The organism is Paenibacillus taiwanensis DSM 18679 (genome assembly GCF_000425125.1).
GTDB classification, from domain to species: domain Bacteria; phylum Bacillota; class Bacilli; order Paenibacillales; family Paenibacillaceae; genus Paenibacillus_B; species Paenibacillus_B taiwanensis.
Genome location: NZ_KE384306.1, coordinates 489924 through 513683 on the forward strand (window position 1 = coordinate 489924; position 23760 = coordinate 513683).

Genomic DNA, 23760 nt, shown 5'->3' on the forward strand with positions numbered 1-23760 from the left:
GAACAGATGAACATCCGTGAATACAGCGTATTCATACTTGCAATATTGAACGGACTCAAGCACAATAAGGAAAGTGGTCTAACGCTTTCCTTCATTATAAGAGTGGAGGGTTAGAACGATGGGGACATGGTCTGAGCAGCAGCTATTGTTTGGGTTACATTGTATTTCCGGTGTGGGTTGGCATACGATTCAGTTATGCGCTCATACTGTTGGTCTGAACGGTTTAGAGGCGTGGCTGGGTCGTAGTGAAAAGGATTGGCATGAGCTAGGCGTGAAGCCAGCAGTAGCCAAGCGTTTAACAGCCGGTTTTAATGCGGCCAATTTAGATCAACAATTAGAATTGACGTATAAATCAGGGACGCAATGGATTACGCTTATTGATGAGCCATATCCTGAACTGCTCAAGCATATACATGAACCTCCTTGGGTGTTGTTTGGCCGGGGAGAAATGTCACTTTTGAACAGGCATGCAATTGCTATGGTGGGTACACGACAGCCAACTGTATATGGCAAGAAAGTTGCCCACAAGCTAGCGGCTGAGCTAGCAGAGCGCAAGTTAATTGTAGTTAGCGGCTTGGCCAGAGGGATCGACGCCGCAAGTCATGAAGGCGCTCTCACAAAAGGTGAGACGATTGCTGTCTTGGGGACTCCCTGTCAAGTCACCTATCCTCCTGAACATTCAGATCTGGCGAGGCGTATATGTTTAGCGGGAGTCGTTATTTCAGAATACCCGATAGGAACAGCGCCTCATCCAGGCCTTTTTCCAAGACGTAATCGGATTATTGCAGGGTTGACATTGGGGACAGTTGTTGTTGAAGCTGCGAAAAGGAGCGGCGCCTTAATTACGGCTTATTCGGCAATGGAATCATCACGTGAAGTATATGTGATCCCAGGACCGATAACGTCACCGAAGTCCGCTGGAACCTTGCAATTACTGAAAGATTCAAGTGCTAAAGCGATTGATTCGGCAACCGATATTATAGTGGATCTTCGATGTCGGTTGACAACACTCCCTGAGACAGACAATAATGGAACGGTCATGAATTGTTTCGATGAAGTGGCATTGACTGCGTCAGAACAGGCAATACTGGACAGAATTGAAGATAAACCATCTACTATGGACGAATTGCTGCGTGATAGTGAACTGTCATTTGCGGAACTGCATCACATTTTGTTATCCTTACAGTTGAAAAAGCGAATTCATGAGCGCCCAGGCGCTGTATATGGTTCGATATGGACGTGAAAGGTCGTTGGAGAGGAGGATGCGCCTATGGCGGATTCACTAGTAATTGTAGAGTCGCCTGCGAAAGCCAAGACTATTGGCAAGTATCTAGGCAGCAAATATATTGTTAAAGCATCTATGGGTCATGTGCGGGACTTGCCGAAGAGTCAGATCGGGGTAGAGGTAGAAAACAATTTTAATCCCAAGTATATTACGATTCGTGGCAAGGGCTCCGTTCTTAAAGAACTAAAAGATGCAAGTAAGAAAGTCAAAAAAATATATCTCGCAGCTGACCCGGATCGCGAAGGGGAAGCTATTGCGTGGCACTTGGCGCACGTGCTTGATATAGATGAAAGTCAGGCATGTCGAGTTGTATTTAATGAAATAACGAAGCAAGCGGTGAAGGATGCGTTTAAAACACCGCGTCAAATTAATATGGACCTCGTTCATGCCCAGCAAGCGCGACGTATCCTTGACCGTTTGGTCGGTTATAAGATTAGCCCGCTGTTATGGAAAAAGGTTAAAAAGGGTTTATCGGCAGGACGTGTTCAATCCGTGTCCGTTAAGCTGATCATTGATCGTGAGAATGAGATTGATGCTTTTATTCCAGAGGAATATTGGACGATTACCGCAATGCTAGAGACGGGCAAAGCAGTCGTTGAAGCGAAGTTTCATAGCTTGAATGGCGCAAAGCGGGAACTTGGATCGGAGCAGGATGTACAGTTAGTGCTGCAAGCGATCGAGGATGGCAATTTTTCCGTTGCAGAGGTGAAGGAGAAAGAGCGTCTGCGGAATCCATCTCCACCATTTACAACAAGCTCCATGCAGCAGGAAGCAGCCCGCAAGCTGAACTTCCGTGCATCCAAGACGATGTCAGTTGCACAGCAGTTGTATGAAGGTGTAGATTTAGGCAAAGAAGGAACCGTCGGTCTAATTACATATATGCGTACGGATTCAACACGGGTGTCGCCAACGGCACAGGAAGAAGCCAACGGATACATCGTTGACAAGTACGGCGCAGAATATTGGCCAGAAACACCGCGGCAATACGTAAAGAAATCTGCTAATGCACAAGATGCGCATGAAGCGATACGTCCCACTTCTGTGCTTCGTGATCCAGAGTCAATGAAGCCATTTTTGAGTAGGGATCAGTTCCGTCTCTACAAGCTTGTGTGGGAGCGATTCGTCGCAAGCCAGATGACTTCTGCTATTATGGATACGATGACCATTGAAATTACGTCAGGTGAAGCAGGTTTCCGTGCTAACGGTTCTAAAGTGCGATTCGCGGGTTTCATGAAGGTATATGTAGAAGGAAATGATGACGGCACTGTGGAGACAGATAAGCTGCTGCCACCGTTGTCTGTAGGCGATAAGCTGAAGCAGCAAACATTAGAGCCGAAGCAGCACTTCACACAGCCTCCGCCAAGATACACCGAAGCCCGTCTGGTTAAGACGCTAGAAGAGCTCGGAATAGGGCGTCCAAGTACGTATGCCCCAACGTTGGAGACAATTCAGAAGCGTGGTTACGTAGCTATTGAAGAGAAGAAGTTTATGCCGACAGAGCTTGGAGAACTTGTCATTCAGCAGATGGAGCAGTTTTTCCCGGAAATTCTGGATGCTGAATTTACGGCGCATATGGAAGAAGATTTGGACCATGTCGAGGAAGGCCAACAGGATTGGGATAAAGTGCTTGCCAACTTCTATGAGTCCTTTGAGAAACGATTAGAAGTAGCAGAAGAAGAAATGAAGGAAATCGAAATCGTAGACGAAGTTTCCGATGAGATTTGTGAGAAATGTGGAAAGCATTTTGTATATAAAATGGGGCGGTTTGGCAAGTTTCTTGCATGTTCGGGCTTCCCAGACTGTCGTAACACTAGACCTATTGTTAAAGATACAGGGGTAGGCTGCCCTAAGTGTAAGGACGGCAAGTTAGTGGAAAGAAGAAGCAAGAAAGGACGTATCTTCTATGGATGCGACCAATATCCGACTTGTGATTATGTGATGTGGGATAAACCATCTGCGAAGCCATGTCCTTCATGCAGCAGCTTGATGATTGAGAAGCGATCCAAACAAGGCACAAAGCTGCAATGTACACAGTGTGAACATACAGAGCAAGTACAAGATTCAGATGACGAGGAATAGAATTTAGAGGAATGGCCGCTGGAGCGTTCTGCGGCCATTTCGTTTAAGCAGCAATGAGGGGGAGCATATAGATGAGTAAGTCGAAAGTGACAGTAATTGGAGCGGGGCTCGCAGGTAGTGAGGCTGCTTGGCAGATTGCGCAGCAAGGAGTACCCGTGACCTTGTATGAGATGCGTCCTGTAGTCAAGACACCTGCCCACCACACGGATCAATTTGCAGAATTGGTATGTAGTAACAGTTTGCGGGCAAACGGTCTTACAAACGCAGTTGGCGTGCTTAAAGAAGAAATGCGAATGATGAATTCGTTAATTATGTACGCTGCGGACAAACACGCTGTTCCAGCAGGCGGTGCGCTTGCAGTGGACCGTGAAGGATTCTCAGCAGAAGTGACGCAGCAACTGAAGAACCACCCGTTAGTGGAAGTTCGTCATGAAGAAATGGAGTCGATCCCTGTGGATGGACTTACCGTCATTGCGACAGGTCCGTTAACGTCACCTTCTTTGTCAGCCCAGATCAAACAATTAATGGGTGAAGAGTACTTCTACTTCTATGATGCGGCAGCTCCGATTGTTGATAAAGACTCTATCGACATGGAGAAAGTATACTTGGCTTCGCGCTATGATAAGGGTGAAGCAGCTTACTTGAACTGCCCGATGACAGAAGAAGAGTTTAACGCCTTTTATGAGGCGTTAACAACAGCAGAGACGGCAGAACTGAAAGAGTTTGAAAAAGAGATTTATTTTGAAGGCTGTATGCCTATTGAAGTCATGATGAAACGCGGCAGACAAACCGCATTATTTGGGCCGATGAAGCCAGTAGGGCTTCCTGATCCACGTACAGGGAAGACGCCATTTGCAGTTATTCAGCTTCGTCAGGACAATGCAGCAGGTACGTTATATAATATTGTTGGTTTCCAAACCCATTTAAAATGGGGCGAACAAAAACGCGTGTTCCAGATGATTCCGGGATTGGAGCAGGCGGAATTTGTGCGTTACGGTGTTATGCATCGGAATACATTTATTAATTCACCCAAACTTCTGGAGCCGACCTATCAGTTTAAAGAGCGTCCAAATTTGTTTTTTGCTGGTCAAATGACAGGTGTAGAAGGGTACGTTGAATCGGCAGCATCAGGCTTAATTGCAGGAATTAACGCAGCACGCTGTGCCGCTGAAGAAGCGTGTATTACGTTCCCGCATGAAACGACGCTTGGCAGCATGGCGAATTATATTACTACAGCAGACGCGAAGCATTTTCAACCCATGAATGCTAACTTTGGGTTGTTCCCAGCGCTAGAGACGCGTATTCGCAATAAGAAGGATAAGAACGATGCGTTAGCACAGCGTGCATTGGATGTGCTGCGCAGCTTTAAAGAGCAGATTGGAACGAAACAACAGTAAAGCACGTATAAAGAAGCAGCCAGAATACTAGCTGTTTCTTTTCCATTTTGAATGAAGGGTGTGGATACAGATGGAGATGCAATTTCATGCAACAACGATCTGCGCGGTCAGACATAATGGCCAGGGCGCTATTGCCGGAGACGGGCAGGTTACTTTTGGGCAAAACATGGTCATGAAGCAGCATGCCCGCAAAGTTAGACGATTGTATCGCGGTCAAGTGTTGGCTGGCTTTGCTGGTTCCGTTGCGGATGCCATAACGTTGTTTGAAAAGTTTGAAGGGAAGCTTGAAGAGCACCACGGCAATTTGCAGCGTGCCGCAGTGGAACTGGCCAAGGATTGGCGTCAGGACCGTGTGCTGCGCAAGCTAGAAGCCTTAATGATTGTGATGGATGCCCAACATATGCTGCTTATATCCGGTAATGGTGAAATCATTGAACCAGATGACCATGTCTTAGCGATTGGCTCAGGTGGTTCATTTGCCTTATCAGCAGCTCGTGCGTTGAAGCGGCACGCGGCCGACATGACCGCGAAGGAAATGGTAGAAGCATCGCTTCGGATTGCAAGTGAAATTTGTGTATATACAAATGACAATATCGTTGTAGAACAATTGTAAACGCAACATAAAGAGTGGAGGGATTACAATGAGCGAGCATGCATGGACACCGCGGCAAATCGTTGCCGAATTGGATAAATACATCGTAGGTCAGAAAAAAGCGAAGCGATCCGTTGCGATTGCACTACGCAATCGATATCGCCGTAGTTTATTGGATGAGTCGATTCGAGACGAAATTGTACCTAAAAATATTTTGATGATTGGTCCAACTGGTGTGGGCAAAACAGAGATTGCTCGCCGGCTGGCGAAGCTGGTTAAGGCTCCATTTGTGAAAGTAGAAGCGACTAAATTTACAGAAGTGGGATATGTGGGCCGTGATGTGGAGTCTATGGTGCGCGATCTTATTGAAACTTCTATTCGTATGGTCAAGCTGGAGCGAACGGAGAAAGTGAAGGATAAGGCTGAGGAAATGGCGAATGATCGATTGGTTGAGCTACTTGTTCCTTCTTCAGATCCTCAAAAAAATCAGCGTAATCCATTTGAAATGTTGTTTGGACAAAATAACAATCAACAGGTGACCAAATCTGAACCGGAACCGGATGCAGGCTTACAAGAGAAGCGACGTAAAGTGAAGTTTGACTTGTTATCTGGCAAATTGGAGCAGGATACTGTCGAAATTGACGTGGAAGAAGCTACTCCCAATATGTTTGATATGTTTGCGGGACAAGGTAATGAGCAGATGGGGATGAATATGCAGGAAATGCTCGGAAGCCTTATGCCTAAGCGGACGAAGAAGCGCAAGCTGTCCATTAAGGAAGCACGTAAAGTGCTGACACAAGAAGAAGCAAGCAAGTTAATTGATATGGACGATGTCATCCAGGAATCGATTCATCGTGCAGAACAGTCGGGTATTATTTTTATCGATGAAATCGATAAAATTGCTTCGGCTACGCGTGGATCAGGTCCAGACGTATCTCGAGAAGGGGTACAGCGCGATATTTTGCCCATCGTAGAGGGCTCTACGATCATGACAAAGTACGGTGCTGTGAAGACCGATTATATTTTGTTTATGGCAGCTGGTGCGTTCCATATTGCAAAGCCATCTGATTTGATTCCAGAGCTTCAAGGTCGTTTTCCGATCCGTGTAGAATTAACGAGTTTGTCTATGGAGGATTTCGTATCCATTTTGACTGAGCCAGAAAATGCATTAACGAAACAGTATGTAGAGTTGCTAAAAACGGAACATTTGGAGCTGGAGTTTTCGTATGATGCCATTGAAGAGATTGCACGAATAGCTCAAAGTGTGAATCAAAACATGGAAAACATTGGGGCGAGACGCTTGCACACCATTATGGAAAAGCTGTTGGAGGACCTCTCTTTTGAAGCGCCTGAACTGAATTTAGGACAGTTTGTTATTACGCCAGAGTATGTACGGGAAAAGTTAGTCGATATTTCACAAAACCGTGATCTTAGTCAGTATATTTTATAAAAACATGAACATATAGTCATATATAAGACCGACTTTTAACGCAGTATATATATGTTAATTAAAATGTTTTCCACTATTTGCCCTGTCTTTCAAGCGAAAGATAGGGCTTTTTTCATATTGTTTTCTCTTGTAAAGTTTAAGATGATAAAAGTGCGCAATTTCAGACAAAATGTTTAATTTTGAAGTGTCGAGTCGCATTTTATGCAAGTTATGGTAATGGATTTACGAATGCTCACGCCTGTTAGTAGTAATTTGTAATTTTTAATCGAATTTTGTCGATTGAAAGCAGGAAAAAGCAGTTTAATGTGGAATCATGAAATAAAGATTCATTTGTGGAGAAAGCGGGGGAGACCATGTGGATTTATTGAATGGCTTACAATTTAGACAACTTGAAGGTGCCATTCAGGCAGCTGCCGCAAGGCAGAATGCAACTGCCAACAATATCGCCAATGTAGATACACCCTATTACAAGCGATCTGATGTTCAGTTCGAATCAATCCTTCGCGATCAAATGAGTGGAGGGTCGTTAACTGGTCGGCGGACAAATGAAAAGCATTTCTATATTGGACCGTCACAAGGGGTGCCAGAGTTCAAAACCGTCAAGGACGAATCAACTGTTATGGGTAACAATGCGAATAACGTTGATATGGATCGGGAAATGGCGTTGCAGGCGGAGAACCAATTGCGTTATTTTACATACGTACAGCAAGTCAATCATCACATTAACATGATGCGCACCGGTATGGATGTCAGGAGGTAAGATGAGGAATGAACATTAGTAACAGCTTTCAGATCAGTTCTTCAGGATTAACGGCACAACGGTTGCGGATGGATGTGATCTCTTCAAATATTGCGAATGGAGAGACAACTCGTGCGCAGGTAGTTAACGGCCAAGTCGTGCCTTATCGTCGTAAAGTAGTTGTGATGTCGCAAACGCAACCATCCTTTCAACAAACATTGAACTCCGCAATGCAAGGAACCCAATCAACAAGTGGCGTAAGAGTGAGTCGAATTCAAGATGATGCTTCGCCTTTTAAGCTTGTGTATCAACCAACTCATCCAGATGCGGATGCGAACGGTTATGTATCTATGCCGAATGTAGATATGGCTAGAGAAATGGTTGACATGATATCAGCTACTCGATCTTATGAAGCGAATGTCACAGCGCTAAATGCTTCAAAGTCCATGATAACTAAGGCATTGGAAATTGGCAGAGCATAACAGCGCATTGAACTAATGGGAAATGAGGGTACAGGATGATCACAAACACGATGACGTTGCCGATGCAAACGTCTCAAGTGAATGCCACAGTTAGTAACATTCCATCATCAACTCCAGCAACACCAGCAGAAATGACCAAATCATTTGGGGAGTTTCTAGCAGATTCACTTCAGCAAGTTGATGCACAAGAGCATCAAGTCCAAAGCATGAACAAGCAATTTATGATCGGTGAAGTTAACGTAGACCAGCTCATGATCGCCTCAGAACGCGCGCTTCTAAGCTTACAGTTGACGACACAAGTACGAAATAAAGTAGTCGAAGCTTATCAAGAAGTCATGCGCATGCAAATGTAAAGACGTCTTGTCTTACACAGTTTTGGTGGGGTGACGAGAATTGAAAGAGAAAATAGGCCAGTATAGGGAACGAGCTTCTCAGTACTGGAGTCAATTTGGTAAAAGAACGAAATGGATATTAATATCCACCTTGGTGCTGCTAGTTGTTGCGATTAGCTTAATAACCTATCAGCTCTCTAAGACAGAATATGCGTTAGCATTCCGAGATCTGAACTCGAATGACGCAGCTGGTATTATCGAATACCTGAATAGCAATAAGATCCCTTACGAGTTAAGTGCTGACGGCAGTTCAATCTCTGTCCCCGAGGCGTCTGCTTCTAAAGTGAAAGTAGACATCGGTGCGCAAGGGATCGTGAAAAACGGCTCTATTGGTTTTGATTCATTTGGTGCCGACGGTCTTATGGGCGGCATGACGGATAACGTATTTGATGTTCGATATAAGGATGCCTTGAACGGCGAAATAGAACGTCTCCTCCGCAACATGCAAGGAATTAATGACGCACAAGTGCTAGTTAATTTGCCTAAAGAAAGCGTTTTTGCAACCAATGAAGAACAACAAGCATCTGCATCTGTATTATTAAAGTTCAAACCAGGCTACAGCCCGAAACAAGAAGTTGTAGACGGATACTTTAACTTGGTTAAATCGGCAGTACCTAACCTTACAGCTGAAAACATTACGTTATCAAGCGATGAAGGTCCTATGTATGCTTCTGGTTCACCTGGTTCAGGTAAATCCGGAATTGCAAGCGAAGTTGAAGAGCAACTGGTCATCCAACGCCGCTATGAACGCGACTTGGGCGACAAAGTGCGCAGCTTCTTGGCGGGTGTTGTCGGTCCCGATAACGCAAATGTCTTAGTATCTGCTAATCTTAACTTTGATAAAGTGAACAAAGAAGAAAACATGGTAACTCCTGTTGATGCTGAGAACATGAAAGGGATTGAAATCAGCGTTCAAGAGATGCAGGAGACATTCACTGGTAAAAGTGCACAGCAAGGTGTAGCAGGTACAGGTAATGAAGATGTTACCAATTACCCTGGTGCGACAGGAAACGGCGATACTTCATCAGAAAAGTCTCAGAAGACTGTAAACTATGAAGTAAACCGAATCAAAAACTTGATTCAATCCAGCCCGTATGCTGTGAAAGATCTAACGATTCATGCAGCAGTTGGGTCCTCTGATCTTACGGATGAGAAGCTTAAATCCGTTGAGAAAGTGCTGCGTTCTATCGTAGCAGCTCAACTAAAAGAATCAGGCTCTACTATAACTGACGCTGAATTAGAAGGAAAAGTTTCTGTCATTTCACAAAATGGGACTAATGGCGGAGTTCTAAGTACGACTTCAATCCCGACTTGGGTATGGTATGGGGCTGGAGCACTTGCTCTATTGCTCATTGGTGGAGGAATTGCATTTGCAGTTGCTCGCAAGCGTAAAAAGCGTGAAGAAGAATTTATCGATGAAGATGGAATGGGTTATATTCCAACGCATGTTGAACTTCCTTCGATTGATTTGGAATATGCAACAAACGAGAATCAGGTGCGCAAGCAATTGGAATCGTTGGCGAAGAAGAAACCAGAAGAATTCGTCAATTTGCTGCGGACTTGGCTAGTTGACGAATCGAGGTGAGCATAGATGGCTAGAAACAATCAAGGTTTAACAGGCAGACAAAAAGCGGCGATCTTGCTCATTTCATTAGGACCTGAAGTATCGGCGCAAATATTTAAACATTTGCGAGATGAAGAGATCGAGCAATTAACGCTTGAGATCGCAAATGTAAGAAAAGTTGATTCTGTTGATAAAGAAACGGTGTTAAGCGAATTTCATCAAATTTGCTTGGCACAAGAATATATTTCACAAGGTGGTATTACGTACGCCAAAGAAATATTGGAAAAAGCGCTTGGTGCTTCTAAAGCGGTGGACATTATTAACCGTCTGACAGCTACTTTGCAAGTTCGTCCGTTTGACTTTGCTCGCAAGGCGGATGCTTTGCAAATTTTGAACTTTATTCAGAACGAGAGCGCACAAACCATTGCGCTCGTTCTATCCTATTTGCAAACCGAGCAGTCATCTCAAATTTTGTCCTCGTTAAGCCCGGAGAAGCAAGCAGACGTTGCACGCAGAATTGCGTTGATGGACAGCACTTCTCCTGAGGTAGTCAGTCAGGTGGAAAGTGTGCTTGAGCAGAAGTTGTCTGCTACAGTGACACAAGATTATACAAGTGCAGGCGGAATCGAATCGATTGTAAATATTTTAAATGGCGTCGATCGCGGTACAGAACGTACCATTTTGGATTCTCTTGAAATTCAAGACCCTGAATTGGCCGAAGAAATCAAGAAGCGGATGTTTGTGTTCGAGGATATTGTCAACATCGACAATCGTTCGATTCAGCGTATTATTCGGGACATCGACAACTCGGACTTGCAGCTTGCGCTCAAAGTGGCAAGCGAAGATGTACGTGGTGTTATTTTCCGCAATATGTCGAAACGGATGGCGGATACGTTCAAAGAAGAAATGGAATTTATGGGACCTGTGCGGTTGCGTGACGTGGAGGAAGCGCAGACGCGCATCGTTGCTACAATTCGTCGCTTAGAGGAATCTGGCGAGATCATTATAGCGCGTGGCGGAGGAGACGATATCATTGTCTAACGTGATTAAATCTTCCCACTACATTCCCGTTGAACAAATGAGAATGCTAGAGGCCGTTCGACGGCACCAGGAACGACTGTTAGAGCAACAAGAGCAGGCGGACGAGGAAGAACTAACGGGTGATATTTTGCTGGCCAAAGACACGCAATTGGCTGCTTTGCGGCAAGATATTCTTGCAGATGCTCAAGCATTTGCAGAAGACCAAGTCCGAGTGGCTTCAGAACAATCGGAACGAATGTTGGAGGATGCACGTGCAGAGATTGAAGCCTGGTGGGATGAACGCAGAACACAGGATGAAGAGCTTCGCAGTGAAATTCAACAACAAGCTCAGACCGAAGGGTACGAGGCTGGCGTATCACAAGCCGAACAAGCGATTAAAGAGGCTTATGAGTTAAAAGTCAGTGAGGCAGGGGAATTGCTGAAGCAGGCGTATACGGCAAAAGAACAGCTGATTCAGGAAGCCGAGCCTTTTGTCGTAGCCTTGAGTTGCTCTATTGCAGAGAAGATTATTGATCAGCAACTAACCATTCAGCCTGAGCTTATTTTGGAAATGGTGAAGAAGCAGCTAGCGCGTAAGCGAGAAAGTGGAATCATAACGCTCTGTGTATCTCCTGCGCAATTTATGTTTATCCATGCGGCGCGCGAAGAGTTAAGCATTGCGATTGATTCACAAGCAGAGCTTCAAATTATTCCAGATGCAAGTGTTCAGGATCATGGTTGTGTTATTCGCTCGTCATTGGGAAGCATTGATGCGAGAGTGGATACACAGCTAGAAGAATTAAAGAAGGCGCTGATTCAAGTAGCCGTTCATCACGGGGAGCAGGTCAACGATGAAATCTAATGCAGAGCACGTTTGGAATGTAGATAAATATACAGAGTTTCTCAAACACGTAGATCCTGTTCGCGTGAATGGGAAAGTAACTCAAGTTATTGGATTGACAGTAGAATCAGAAGGGCCGGATGCCAGCATCGGTGAGGTTTGTTTTATTCATCCGAATAAAGGTAACGTCCCATTAATGGCTGAGGTGGTTGGCTTCCGCGACAATAAAGTGCTGTTAATGCCGTTAGGTGAGCTTAACGATATTGGACCAGGCTGTGATGTTGTTGGAACAGGCAAACCATTGACCGTGCAAGTAGGCTCGGAACTTCTGGGGAAAGTGCTGAACGGACTAGGTCAGCCCCTGGATGGTTCCTTCCTGCCAACAAGGATGGCCAAATGTTCTACGTCGAACATTCCATCGAATCCGCTGAAGAGACCACGTGTTCAAGACCCCATTGGGGTTGGTGTACGAGCCATTGATGGACTGCTAACGATTGGAAATGGACAGCGTGTTGGGATATTTGCAGGTTCTGGTGTCGGTAAAAGTACGCTGCTTGGCATGATTGCACGAAATACCGCTGCCGATGTGAACGTCATCGCTCTTGTAGGAGAGCGGGGGCGAGAGGTGCTCGAGTTTATCGAGCGGGACCTAGGGCCAGAAGGCTTGGCACGATCGGTTGTTGTGGTAGCAACATCTGATCAACCAGCACTTGTTCGTATTAAGGGTGCAGTAATTGCAACGACGATTGCTGAATATTTTCGTGATCGTGGCATGAATGTCATGCTGATGATGGATTCTGTCACACGTTATGCAATGGCCATGCGGGAAGTAGGGCTTGCCATCGGAGAGCCACCAGCAACCCGTGGTTATACGCCTTCCGTTTTTGCAAGCTTACCGAAGCTGCTAGAGCGCAGTGGTACGGGACCGAATGGCTCGATCACCGCATTTTACACGGTGCTTGTTGACGGGGATGACATGAACGAACCGATTGCTGATGCGGTGCGCGGGATATTAGATGGTCATATTGTACTTAATCGTAATATCGCGCAAAAAGGCCATTTTCCGGCGATTGACATATTGGCGAGTGTAAGTCGAGTCATGAAAGATATTGTACCTGAAGAGCATCAGCTTGCAGCAGAGCAATTAAAACGTTTGTTGGCCGTGTACAGAGAATCAGAAGATCTCATTAACATTGGCGCATACCAACGAGGCTCGAATGCAGCGATCGACGAAGCGATAGAAGCGATTGATGATATTTATGGTTTTACTAAGCAGCGTATCAATGAATCGATGTCATATGAAGAAACGATTGAACGGTTGACCATGCAATTTCAAGGGAGATGAGTAGCGGATGCGCGCTTTTCAATACTCTTTTCAGAAAGTATTGGATCTGAAGACAAACACGAAAAAACAATCTGAGTGGATGCTTTCAGAGGCCATTGGACATTTGCAGACGGAAGAGGATCAATTGCTGCGAGTGAAAAATGAACGTAAAGAAGCTGCCGACACTCTACAGCGTATGATTGACTCCAGCGCCCCGGCTCATGAATTGCAGCTTTGGCAGCATTATATCGCCCATATGGATTCACAGATATTTGCAGCCCATGAAAGGGTGCTGGCCGCTGAAGGGCGTGTTAGAGTCAGACAAGACAATCTGAAAGATTGCATGACAGATGAGAAGTTGTGGAAGAAAGCACGTGAGAAGGCGGAAGACCACTTTAAACAGCAACTTGCACTTATCGAACAAAATGAAATGGACGAAATGGCGACCGTACGTTTCCATATGGCAACTCGATAGAATTGTGACGGAAAAGGTTAACCGCCGCTGAAGCAGGAGGGATGGCAGTGGCTAAGGAAGTTCTCGAAGATAACGGAAGTCAGTATTCAGGTTTTGAACGATTTTTGTTTTTTGCAACACCTATCTTGTTTACGATTGTGCTGCTAGTAGTCCTGCTAACGTTATTTAACGTCGATTGGCGAAATAATATTTTGAACTGGGCGCAGGATGTTCCTGTTATAAATAAAGTTCTTCCCGCTCCAGATGAGAAGGAAGCAGACAAAGACAGCAAGGACAAGAAACCGAAGGAAGCAGTTCCCACCGAAGCGGAGCAGATTGCCGACTTGAAAAAGCTTCTGGCTTCCAAAGATAACGATCTTCGTGTGTTGGCCGAGAAACGTAAAACATTAGAAGACGAAGTCAACAAATTATCGCAGCAAGTTAATCAATCGGCGCAAAAGCAAGAACAGCAGCGTGTGAATGCTGAGCAGTATGATAAGCAGGTGAAAGATCTCGCTGGCATGTACGCCAAAATGATGCCAAGCAAGGCTGCGCCTATACTAGAAAATTTGACGAAGGAAGAAATAGTTCTTGTACTGCACGCAATGAAGCAGGAAGAACGCGTCAAAATACTAGAAAAAATGAATCCCAAAACGGCTGCGGAAGCATCTATTCAATTAAAGGATGTACAGACATCTGATAATCTGAAAATTGCTGCCTTGCAAGCTCGTCTTAAGAAAAATGAAACGACAGTACCTGCAACGACAGGTTTGGACAAAGCGCAGCTTAGCAAGACGTTCTCGAGTATGTCACCAAAGAGTGGTGCTAGCATCTTGTTGGAAACATCAAGAATTAATCCTGGGAAAGTATTGGCAGTATTAAATGCAGTGGATGACGCGACTCGCTCCAAATTGATTGATGCGATGACGGAAGCGGACAAGACAGCAACTGCAAAGCTAGTGTCCAAGTTGTTCCCGAACAAATAAAGTAGCGGACTGCTGTGTTTGAAAGGAGGTGATATATATGTCAATGTCAGTTTCTTCAGTACCAACAGCTAATGCGGTATCCGGAGCAAGTGGCGTCTCCACAAAAGGAGGAGCAACTGATGCCGGGGTATTTTTCGCGACTTTATCACAATGTATGAATACGGGATCAACTGGGCAGGAATCAATGGCTTCTCTTATGCCGCTGGTTGCTTTTGCCGAAACAGGATCGCTAACGGATGAAGCGCTTGGTTCGCTAGATGAGCTTATTCAATCCTTGCTGGCCGCTTTACAAAACAACGAAGCACAGCTTGAATCTGATCCAGCACTGCTTGAATACCTCCAGCAATGGATAGGTCAAGCGCAAGCGTTGCTTACACCGCTGCAAGCAGCTGTAACACCAGAGCAACAAGCATCCATCGATTTGCTCGCGAAGCAGCCTCAGACGGTTGCGTTTGTTGTGCGAGATCAACTGGAGCAAATTCAACAGTTGCTAAAACAAACAAACGCAGGCGCTGCTGGAAATGCAGCGTTAAACGAGCAGGCAGGCAAGCTGCTACAGCAATTAGGACACATTCTGAATCGTCCTGCTGTACAGACGGACGCTGGATCATTGCAAGCTGCACTACCAGCCCAAGCACAGACGGAAGTTGGTCATACAGCTGCTGTAGCTAAAGGGACAAGTGTCAATTCACAAGCAGCGGGGCAAGGTCAATCCTTCGCCAGCTTAATGGGAGGACAGGAGTCAACAACTGCTACAGATGATGGGTTGGATCTTAACAATCAAGTCATGACAGCAGGCCAATTCGCCATGAAAGCTGAAGGCCTAAATGCGACGAAGCAAGTTCCTGTTATTCGCGCCCAGCATTTTGCTCAAGAAATGTCTGGTTTTATGGTAAAACAAATGCTGATTACATCACGTAATGGTGTGTCTGAAGCGAAGATTACGTTGTATCCAGAAAATCTGGGACAAGTAAATGTGCGATTGACGATGCAAAATGGACAATTGGTAGCTCAGTTTATGACAGAGCATGCTGCAGCTAAAGATATGCTGGATCAGCAAATGTCCGTGCTTCGTGGTGCACTTCAGTCACAAGGCATTCAGGTTGAGAAGCTTGAGGTAAGTCAGCAGACTTCTGCTGCTTCGGAGGCTTCCATGTCCTTCTCCATGTTCCAAGGAGACAGACAACCTAATGCGAACCAAGAACAGCGTTCTTCACGCCGTTTTGCGGGAGATGGAACGGATAAGGATAACAACGGTGAGCTGATAAATGGAGTGGACGCGGAAACGGCTCGCGCTGTTCAGTCCCTTACAGGATCATCTTTCACTGCGAGTGTGTAACAGGTTTTATTTAATCGAGTCATAAGGAGGTGTACACATTATGACTGCGAACGCAGGTGTGGTTAACAACTTGTTGTGGCCGAACTACAGCAAAGAAAACTTGGATCGGCTCAAACCGACAGGTGAAATGAAGCAGTTGGGTAAGGATGACTTCCTTAAAATCCTGATCACACAGCTGTCAAATCAAGATCCAACTCAACCACTGCAAGATAAAGACTTTATTGCTCAAATGGCACAATTTTCGTCTGTTGAACAGTTGACGAACATTTCTTCGCAATTGAATTTCTTACAGCAATCGCTTGGAATGTCATCTAACTTGATTGGCAAAGAGATTTCCTGGATTGCTAAAGACCAATCGACAGGGGACGGTACGGGTGAGACCGTAGTGTCATCTGGCGTCGTGGATTCGATCGTTGTGCGAGCGAATGTTCCATATGCAAAGGTTGGGGCCGCTGAAATTGAGCTGAAAGATATTACAGAGATTAAAGGGCCGCATGCTGGAAGTGGTGGCAATGGCGCTAATGCCGATGCAGGGGCCGCTGTCGGGGCGGGTGATAAGCAGTGAACTTAAAGTTCCCGATAGGTAGAATTGGTACTAACGCACCAGTTCAACCGATACAGCAGTCTTATCGCAAAGACAACAATCAAGCGTTACATAACGGCCAAGACGTGTCGTTTAAGCAATTGCTGAATCAGGAATTAATTCGTTCAGACAAACTGAATTTCAGCCAACATGCTTCACAACGTATTCAGGAGCGTGGCTTAAAGATGACACCGGAGCTAGTCGGTAAAATGTCTGATGCGATTGAGCAAGCCGCAGCCAAGGGCTCCAAGCAATCACTGCTGCTCATTCAAAATGCAGCTTATATCGTAAATGTTCCAACACGTACTGTTATTACAGCGCTTGATGACCCTTTTAAGCAAGGGCATGTATTCACGGCAATTGACAGTGCGGTATGTATTGAATAACAAAAGCAAGGCAGGCTGGACCATTCTGGAGGCCTGTGCTCATGGAACGATTGAAGTGAGCAGAATGTGATCGATTTATAAAAGGAGGAACAATTGGATGATTCGTTCGATGTATTCAGGTGTTTCGGGTATGCGCGGTTTCCAAACAAAGCTGGACGTAATCGGTAACAATATCGCTAACGTGAATACGACTGGCTTTAAAGCGGGTCGTGTCATGTTTAAGGATATTATGAGCCAGACGATGTCAGGCGTTACGGCACCTGAGGAAGGCGAGCGTGGCGGTGTAAATGCTATGCAAGTAGGCCTTGGAGTTCAAGTAGGTTCCATCGACACAGTCCACACAGGCGGTAGTGCGATGACAACAAACAAACCTCTCGATTTGCGTATTGACGGAGATGGATTTTTTGCAGTTAAGCTAAACGGTGATCAAGAGGTACCGTTTTTGACTCGTGCAGGGGATTTTCATCTGGATGCAACGCGTCAATTAGTCACATCAGACGGTTTGTTGGTGTGTGGTGCAGACGGTGGTCCAATTCAATTGGATGAAGACGTTACTGCATTTACGATCTCCCAAACAGGACAAATCATTGCAAAACGTTCGGATGGTACAACAGAAGCAACGGATCTCCAAATTGGGGTAGTTAAAGTAGTTAACCCAGAAGGTTTGGAGAAACTCGGGGGCAACTTGTACCGTACGACACCAAATGCGAACCCAGATGGTGAAATCGAAGTGGTAGCTGCTAACGATCCTACTCTTGGAACGGGTGCTATCATTTCTGGTCAACTTGAAATGTCCAACGTAGATTTGACTAACGAGTTTACTGAGATGATCGTCGCACAACGTGGATTCCAGGCGAACTCACGTATTATTACGACGTCTGATGAAGTGCTGCAAGAAGTTGTTAATCTGAAACGATAACATTAAGATTGCAACGCCATGCCTGATAATCCTAAGCCGCTCTAGTGCGGCTTAGGAAATGGCGCGGTATGAGGGGGTAGAGGGACCATGATTCAAGTGACGAGATTAAACGGCTCTTCTGTATGGGTGAACGCGCTGCTAGTAGAGGCAGTTGAGGAAACGCCTGACACGTACATCACACTTTTTAACGGCAAAAAACTAATCGTCTTAGAAAAGGCCCCTGAGATCATCCGCCTTATTACTGAGTACATACAAAAAGTCGGTGCGGTTGGAGGTACCATCAAGTTGCAATCAACGGAGGGACAATCATGAAACGAATGCTGCCATGGTTGGTAACCATGCTGTTGGCCATCACGTTAATCGCGCTTGTTTTTATTATGCTGATGAATTCGACGAACAGTTCGCCGACAAAGGGCACGGACAGCGCGCAGGAAATGCAGATCAAACGGCTTAGCGCAGATGAAATTGTAGAAATGACAGCTACGATTTCGGATGTAAAAACGAATCTGGCAACTAACGATTATGTGGTACTGACTGGATTTGCATTTCAGTTGGACAGCAAGAAGACCAAGGAACAATTTGAGAAAATCAAGGATCTAAAGGTCAAGGCTGTTATCCTAAAGACGTTGGCAGATATGAAGCCGGAAGATTTACAAGGCACTAAAGGTCAGGATCAGTTATGCGCGAAGCTGCTGGATCTGATTAACAAGACATTGCCTGAAGGTAAAGTGATTCAAGTCGATATTACTGATTTTATTATGACTCGCATCTAGCATCTTACGTAGTTGATGCAGCTGATACCTGTAAGGGGGTGAAACGATTGGTTGACGTTTTGTCGCAGAACGAGATAGATGCTTTGTTAGCAGCGCTGTCTTCTGGGGAAATGGATGCGGAGGAACTGAAAAAGGAAGAAACACAGCGTAAAATCCGTTCCTACGATTTCAAGCGAGCCGTTCGTTTTTCGAAAGATCATATTCGTACATTAACACGCATCCATGAAAATTTCGCGAGATATTTAACGACCTACTTCTCAGCGCAATTGCGCACATTTGTTCAAATTAATGTCGTTCAAGTCGAACAGTTGCCTTATGATGAGTTTATTCGTTCTATACCGAAGATGACCATTTTGAACATTTTTGAAGCAGAGCCTTTAAAGGGCCGCATGGTGCTTGAAGTTAATCCGAACGTAGCTCTAGCCATGCTTGATCGTTTACTTGGAGGCGCAGGGCTCGCACCTTCCAAGATTCAAGGTTTGACCGAGATTGAAACGACAGTTATGGAGCGTATTTTTAGCAGAGCATTTGATAGCTTGCAAGAAGCGTGGAAGACAGTGTTGGATATTCGTCCACGTCTTGAAAGTCTGGAAACGAATCCGCAATTTATGCAGATTGTGTCTCCCAATGAAACGATTGCCCTTATATCTTTAAGCACAAAAATCGGGGATACGACAGGCATGATTAATATATGTATTCCTCATGTCGTCATCGAGCCTATCATGCCGAAGCTGTCGGTACATCACTGGTTTGTATCTGAGAAAAAAACAAGTGAACCGATAGAAATTGAAAAGCTGCGCGAACGTGTGTCGCGAGCAGAGCTGCCTATAGTTGCTGAATTAGGTAATTCACAAATTACAGTGCATGAGCTGATGCAGCTTTCAATTGGGGACGTCATCCCACTACGCAAAAAAGTAGAAGAGGGACTGACGATCCGTGTCGGGGATCGTGCCAAATATATTGGAACGCCAGGGAACGTTAAAGACCGGTTAGCTGTACAAATCGAGCAAGTGGTAGAGGAAGGAGTGGAAGAGCATGACGAGTAAAGAGTACTTGTCTCAGGAAGAGATCGATGCATTGTTGAGAAAGTCAGGAGAAGATTCCGTAGAAGCAACGCCAACTCCTTCAGTTGAACAGTTTCTAACACCTTTAGAGATTGATGCGCTTGGTGAAATTGGCAACATTACGTTTGGTAGCGCCGCTACTGCGTTATCTACTTTGCTTGGTCGTAAAGTTGACATTACAACTCCAATCATCAAATTGTTAGACAAGAAAAATCTGGAAAGCGAATTCCCGCATCCGCACGTAGCTGTTCATGTTCACTATGTGGATGGATTCCAGGGGGTAAATTCGCTTGTCATTAAGACATCAGATGCCCAGATTATTGCAGACTTGATGTTAGGTGGAGACGGACGTAACGTTGCTGGCGAATTAAATGAAATTCATATTAGTGCGGTACAAGAAGCGATGAATCAAATGATGGGTTCATCTGCTACTTCGATGTCAACTATTTTCAATCAGTTGGTTAATATTTCCCCTCCAGGCATTGGCATTTTAAATGCTGAAAAAGGGGAAGGGAATGAGATGCTGCCGGAAGATGATGTGCTGATCAAAATATCATTCCGCTTAACGATTGGTGATCTTATTGATTCTACCATTATGCAGTTATTGACCATTCCGTTTGCCAAAGACATGGTGAACCGCTTGATGGGTGCAGCGGAAGCTATGGCCAAGATGGAAACAGAGGCGGCAACAGCAGTTGCTGTTGAGCAACCGGTTTCTTCCGGACAGGTCCCGAATACACAGGCGCAGCCAACTGCAATGCCAAACCATTACGAGGAACATGTTGGAGGAGGATATCCGGTGAATCATGAATCGTATCCGAATGCTCCGCAGCAACAGGCGAATATGCATGCTTCCATGAATGCACATCAAGGTTCAATGCATGGACACTATGCGGCAGCTTCAATGGGAACAGCACCTTCACGTCCAGTGAATGTACAGCCTGTTCAATTCGCAAATTTACAAACTTCGACATATGTGCCAGCTGATGATTCAAATATAAATTTATTGTTGGACATCCCGCTAAGAGTCACAGTAGAATTAGGTAGGACACACAAACAGATTAAAGATATTTTGGAACTATCACAAGGTTCTATCATTGAATTGGACAAGCTGGCAGGCGAACCTGTGGACATTCTGGTCAACAACAAGCTGATTGCCAAGGGTGAAGTCGTCGTTATTGATGAGAACTTCGGTGTACGCGTTACAGATATCATTAACCAGTGGGATCGCATTCAAAAACTACAATAAAAGATTTAGGGAGGATTCTCAGCGATGGCAAACCGTATTTTAATCGTAGATGATGCAGCATTCATGCGCATGATGATTCGTGACATTTTAACTAAAAATGGTTACGAAGTCGTAGGTGAAGCAGCGGATGGTGCTCAAGCGATTGAAAAGTATAAAGAGCACAAACCAGACCTTATTACAATGGACATTACAATGCCTGAGATGGACGGCATTACAGCTTTAAAGGAAATTCGTAAGACTGACCCAAGCGCAAAAGTAATTATGTGTTCTGCAATGGGACAACAAGCAATGGTTATCGATGCGATTCAAGCAGGAGCAAAAGACTTTATCGTCAAACCGTTCCAGGCAGATCGTGTTATTGAAGCGATTAAGAAAACGTTAGGATAAGGTATGGTTCCAGACACACAACTACAGCAAACGTCCGGTTTCGATTACATGGGTAGCTTGATTACCGTACTGTTATCACTGGCTGTCATTATTATTCTCATCGTGCTATTTATCAAGTTGTTAAGCCGGAAAAATAAAATGTGGCAGATGAACCAGAGTATTCGTACGTTAGGCGGAACCGGACTAGGACAAAACAAGTCGCTGCAGGTGGTCGAAGTAGGAGATGTTGTATACTTGCTCGGTGTTGGTGATGATATCACCTTGATCGACAAAGTAAGCGATCCTGAGCAGGTTGCACATCTTTTATCTACATTTGAACGAGTACAGGTGGCACAAGGCGCTCTGCCTGTCTCTGTCTCGACATGGATCAACCAATTACGTAATAAGAGACGCTCCCACACGGATAATGCTGCGCCTCATCAAGAAGAGACGGACTCATCATCTGTATCCTTTCACGAGATGCTTCATGTGAAGCTGGAGAAACAGCCTGATCGCAGCGCTCGCGTGGAACGATTGTTGAATGACAATACCAAAGAAGATCGGTAGATGGATTCATGAAGAAGAAATGCTTAGTTGCTCTGACTGCAATGACCCTATTTTCTTGCTTTGCAGCCAATTGGGCGGGAGCAGCTCCTGTCATTCCCGGGATCGATATTAAGATCGGAGATGGCGGAGCACAGTCGGGCGTAACGTCAATGTCATTAGTGCTGTTAATTACGGTATTGAGTCTGGCTCCGGCTATTCTCATCCTCATGACTTCGTTCACTCGAATTGTGATTGTTCTGGGCTTTGTTCGTACTTCTTTAGGTACCCAGCAGATGCCGCCCAATCAGGTGTTAATCGGCTTGGCGCTCTTTATGACATTGTTTGTGATGTCCCCAACATTAGGTCAAGTTAACGAAGTAGCGCTACAGCCTTATTTGAAGGGTGAAATTACCCAGACTGCTGCTTTAGAGAAAGCCGCAGTGCCAATGAAGAAATTTATGTTCTCTCATACGAGAGAGAAAGATTTACTTTTGTTTATGAAATATACGAAGACAGAGAAGCCAAAGTCATATGAAGATATCCCGATTACCGTATTAGTTCCTGCATATGCGATCAGTGAACTAAAGACGGCTTTCCAAATGGGGTTTATGATCTTTATACCGTTTTTGGTCGTTGATATGGTAGTAGCAAGTACCTTGATGTCGATGGGGATGATGATGCTGCCTCCGGTTATGATTTCATTACCTTTCAAAATACTGCTCTTCGTTATGGTAGATGGCTGGTATCTCGTTGTGAAGTCGCTCTTGATGAGCTTTAATACCTGAAGATGCTGCTTGACAATTCGGCAGTGATTCACGCGTGAATATCATTAGTGAGTGCAGGGAAGGGATCAGTCGATGAGTGCAGAGTTTATTATCGGATTGGCCGGCCAAGCAGTATTTGCTGTATTAAAGATCAGTGCTCCAATGCTCATTGTAGCTTTGGTAGTCGGCTTGTTAATTAGTATATTTCAAGCGACAACCCAGATTCAAGAACAGACGCTTGCGTTTGTTCCAAAGATTGTCGCCGTGTTTATTATTATTTTAATTTTTGGACCGTGGATATTAACCACAATGATAGATTTTGCGTTTAATATTCTTAACAATTTGCATCAATATATCGGTTAGGCTGTGGAACCATGGAAATCGTAACTCAGGCGTTCCCTGTTTTTTTGCTTATGTTGTGTCGAATTAGCGCGTTCTTTGTCGCAGCACCTGTCTTTTCTTCGCGAGGCGTGCCGAATATGTTTAAGATTGGACTCGCTTTTTTTATCAGCATCATCGCCTATTTATTGTTTGGCCTGGGGCATAGTGTCCCTACGGATGGCACGTACATAATTATTGTTGTCCGTGAGATATTGATAGGGTTGCTCATTGGATTTATTGCGCAGTTGTTTTTTACGATTGTGCAGATTGCGGGTTCCTTTATCGACATGCAAATTGGCTTCGGGATCGCCAACGTTATCGATCCGCTCACTGGAGCTTCTGCACCGGTCATTGGTAATTTTAAGTATATATTCGTAGTGTTGCTCTTTCTTGGTATGAATGGTCATCACTACTTTATTGACGGTGTGATGCAGAGCTTTAACTGGCTTCCCGTTAGCAACGATACTTTTTTTCAGCAGATCAGCAACGGCACTGTTCATCAGTTTGTACTGAAGTCGTTTGCTCAAGCGTTTATGATTGCGTTTCAAGTAGCTGCACCTTTAATAGTTGCATTGTTTTTAGCGGATATAGCGCTTGGATTCCTGGCTCGAACTGCTCCGCAGTTTAACGTGTTTGTCATTGGGATTCCATTCAAGATTATTATTGGTTTGGCTATGTTGCTACTAATTGTACCGGGATTTGTATATGTGATGCAGCAAATATTTGAAACGTTGTTTAAAGCGATGGGCGAACTTCTGCGTGTGCTGCCGGGAACGGGGGCCTAA

27 protein-coding genes are annotated in these 23760 nt (G+C 45.0%); all 27 read left to right on the forward strand.

Annotated elements, in window-relative coordinates; all coding sequences use genetic code 11:
- The first annotated feature begins 118 nt into the window (after positions 1-118).
- The 27 genes from dprA (at position 119) to fliR (ending at position 23760) form a co-directional block, all read left to right on the forward strand.
- Complete coding sequence (gene dprA, locus H509_RS0111085) at positions 119-1243, forward strand: DNA-processing protein DprA (protein WP_028545143.1); 1125 nt, start codon at positions 119-121, stop codon at positions 1241-1243.
- Between the two features lie 27 nt (positions 1244-1270).
- Entirely contained in the window at positions 1271-3364 is a 2094-nt protein-coding gene (topA, locus tag H509_RS0111090; RefSeq protein ID WP_028545144.1) for a type I DNA topoisomerase, read from the forward strand.
- Positions 3365-3435: 71 nt separating this feature from the next.
- Positions 3436-4761: an FADH(2)-oxidizing methylenetetrahydrofolate--tRNA-(uracil(54)-C(5))-methyltransferase TrmFO gene (gene trmFO, locus H509_RS0111095; protein ID WP_028545145.1), complete on the forward strand. Its 1326-nt coding sequence runs from the start codon at positions 3436-3438 to the stop codon at positions 4759-4761.
- A gap of 70 nt (positions 4762-4831) precedes the next feature.
- Complete coding sequence (gene hslV / locus H509_RS0111100) at positions 4832-5374, forward strand: ATP-dependent protease subunit HslV (RefSeq protein ID WP_028545146.1); 543 nt, start codon at positions 4832-4834, stop codon at positions 5372-5374.
- Positions 5375-5402: 28 nt separating this feature from the next.
- Positions 5403-6803 (forward strand): ATP-dependent protease ATPase subunit HslU, encoded by a 1401-nt coding sequence (gene hslU, locus H509_RS0111105; protein ID WP_028545147.1) that lies wholly within the window; start codon positions 5403-5405, stop codon positions 6801-6803.
- 355 nt (positions 6804-7158) lie between these two features.
- A complete protein-coding gene (gene flgB, locus H509_RS0111110) occupies positions 7159-7563 on the forward strand; it encodes a flagellar basal body rod protein FlgB (RefSeq protein WP_028545148.1) in 405 nt (134 codons plus the stop codon).
- Positions 7564-7571: 8 nt separating this feature from the next.
- A complete protein-coding gene (gene flgC, locus H509_RS0111115; protein WP_028545149.1) occupies positions 7572-8024 on the forward strand; it encodes a flagellar basal body rod protein FlgC in 453 nt (150 codons plus the stop codon).
- A gap of 35 nt (positions 8025-8059) precedes the next feature.
- Complete coding sequence (fliE, locus tag H509_RS0111120) at positions 8060-8377, forward strand: flagellar hook-basal body complex protein FliE (RefSeq protein WP_028545150.1); 318 nt, start codon at positions 8060-8062, stop codon at positions 8375-8377.
- A 40-nt stretch (positions 8378-8417) separates the two neighbouring features.
- Positions 8418-10001 carry a flagellar basal-body MS-ring/collar protein FliF gene (gene fliF, locus H509_RS0111125; RefSeq protein ID WP_028545151.1) on the forward strand — a complete coding sequence of 528 codons (1584 nt, stop codon included), beginning with the start codon at positions 8418-8420 and terminating at the stop codon, positions 9999-10001.
- A gap of 6 nt (positions 10002-10007) precedes the next feature.
- On the forward strand, positions 10008-11021 hold the full coding sequence (gene fliG / locus H509_RS0111130; protein WP_028545152.1) for a flagellar motor switch protein FliG: 1014 nt from the start codon (positions 10008-10010) through the stop codon (positions 11019-11021).
- 1 nt (position 11022) lies between these two features.
- The gene (locus tag H509_RS0111135) at positions 11023-11862 is read left to right on the forward strand and encodes a FliH/SctL family protein (protein ID WP_342663651.1); all 840 of its coding nucleotides are present in this window, start codon (positions 11023-11025) and stop codon (positions 11860-11862) included.
- Positions 11852-13186: a flagellar protein export ATPase FliI gene (gene fliI / locus H509_RS0111140; protein ID WP_028545154.1), complete on the forward strand. Its 1335-nt coding sequence runs from the start codon at positions 11852-11854 to the stop codon at positions 13184-13186. Before H509_RS0111135 ends, fliI begins: the two co-directional genes overlap by 11 nt.
- A gap of 7 nt (positions 13187-13193) precedes the next feature.
- A complete protein-coding gene (gene fliJ / locus H509_RS0111145) occupies positions 13194-13640 on the forward strand; it encodes a flagellar export protein FliJ (RefSeq protein ID WP_028545155.1) in 447 nt (148 codons plus the stop codon).
- 41 nt (positions 13641-13681) lie between these two features.
- Entirely contained in the window at positions 13682-14605 is a 924-nt protein-coding gene (locus H509_RS0111150; protein ID WP_028545156.1) for a MotE family protein, read from the forward strand.
- A 37-nt stretch (positions 14606-14642) separates the two neighbouring features.
- Positions 14643-15944, forward strand: coding sequence for a flagellar hook-length control protein FliK (locus tag H509_RS0111155; protein WP_028545157.1), 1302 nt, complete (start codon positions 14643-14645; stop codon positions 15942-15944).
- Between the two features lie 40 nt (positions 15945-15984).
- Positions 15985-16509, forward strand: a complete 525-nt coding sequence (locus H509_RS0111160) for a flagellar hook capping FlgD N-terminal domain-containing protein (RefSeq protein WP_157277619.1) — start codon at positions 15985-15987, stop codon at positions 16507-16509.
- Positions 16506-16913, forward strand: a complete 408-nt coding sequence (locus tag H509_RS0111165; protein WP_028545159.1) for a TIGR02530 family flagellar biosynthesis protein — start codon at positions 16506-16508, stop codon at positions 16911-16913. Before H509_RS0111160 ends, H509_RS0111165 begins: the two co-directional genes overlap by 4 nt.
- Before the next feature lie 97 nt (positions 16914-17010).
- Positions 17011-17832, forward strand: coding sequence for a flagellar basal body rod protein FlgG (flgG, locus tag H509_RS0111170; RefSeq protein WP_028545160.1), 822 nt, complete (start codon positions 17011-17013; stop codon positions 17830-17832).
- A gap of 87 nt (positions 17833-17919) precedes the next feature.
- Positions 17920-18144, forward strand: coding sequence for a flagellar FlbD family protein (locus tag H509_RS0111175; RefSeq protein ID WP_028545161.1), 225 nt, complete (start codon positions 17920-17922; stop codon positions 18142-18144).
- Positions 18141-18605 carry a flagellar basal body-associated FliL family protein gene (locus H509_RS0111180; RefSeq protein WP_028545162.1) on the forward strand — a complete coding sequence of 155 codons (465 nt, stop codon included), beginning with the start codon at positions 18141-18143 and terminating at the stop codon, positions 18603-18605. The genes H509_RS0111175 and H509_RS0111180 overlap by 4 nt, the downstream gene beginning before the upstream one ends.
- Positions 18606-18652: 47 nt before the next feature.
- Positions 18653-19651 carry a flagellar motor switch protein FliM gene (gene fliM / locus H509_RS0111185; RefSeq protein WP_028545163.1) on the forward strand — a complete coding sequence of 333 codons (999 nt, stop codon included), beginning with the start codon at positions 18653-18655 and terminating at the stop codon, positions 19649-19651.
- A complete protein-coding gene (gene fliY, locus H509_RS0111190) occupies positions 19641-20918 on the forward strand; it encodes a flagellar motor switch phosphatase FliY (protein WP_028545164.1) in 1278 nt (425 codons plus the stop codon). The genes fliM and fliY overlap by 11 nt, the downstream gene beginning before the upstream one ends.
- 24 nt (positions 20919-20942) lie before the next feature.
- Positions 20943-21305 (forward strand): response regulator, encoded by a 363-nt coding sequence (locus tag H509_RS0111195; protein ID WP_028545165.1) that lies wholly within the window; start codon positions 20943-20945, stop codon positions 21303-21305.
- A 3-nt stretch (positions 21306-21308) separates the two neighbouring features.
- On the forward strand, positions 21309-21851 hold the full coding sequence (locus tag H509_RS0111200) for a flagellar biosynthetic protein FliO (RefSeq protein ID WP_028545166.1): 543 nt from the start codon (positions 21309-21311) through the stop codon (positions 21849-21851).
- Positions 21852-21859: 8 nt separating this feature from the next.
- Complete coding sequence (gene fliP, locus H509_RS0111205) at positions 21860-22615, forward strand: flagellar type III secretion system pore protein FliP (RefSeq protein WP_028545167.1); 756 nt, start codon at positions 21860-21862, stop codon at positions 22613-22615.
- Positions 22616-22687: 72 nt separating this feature from the next.
- A complete protein-coding gene (gene fliQ, locus H509_RS0111210) occupies positions 22688-22957 on the forward strand; it encodes a flagellar biosynthesis protein FliQ (RefSeq protein ID WP_028545168.1) in 270 nt (89 codons plus the stop codon).
- An 11-nt stretch (positions 22958-22968) separates the two neighbouring features.
- Positions 22969-23760, forward strand: coding sequence for a flagellar biosynthetic protein FliR (gene fliR, locus H509_RS0111215; RefSeq protein WP_028545169.1), 792 nt, complete (start codon positions 22969-22971; stop codon positions 23758-23760).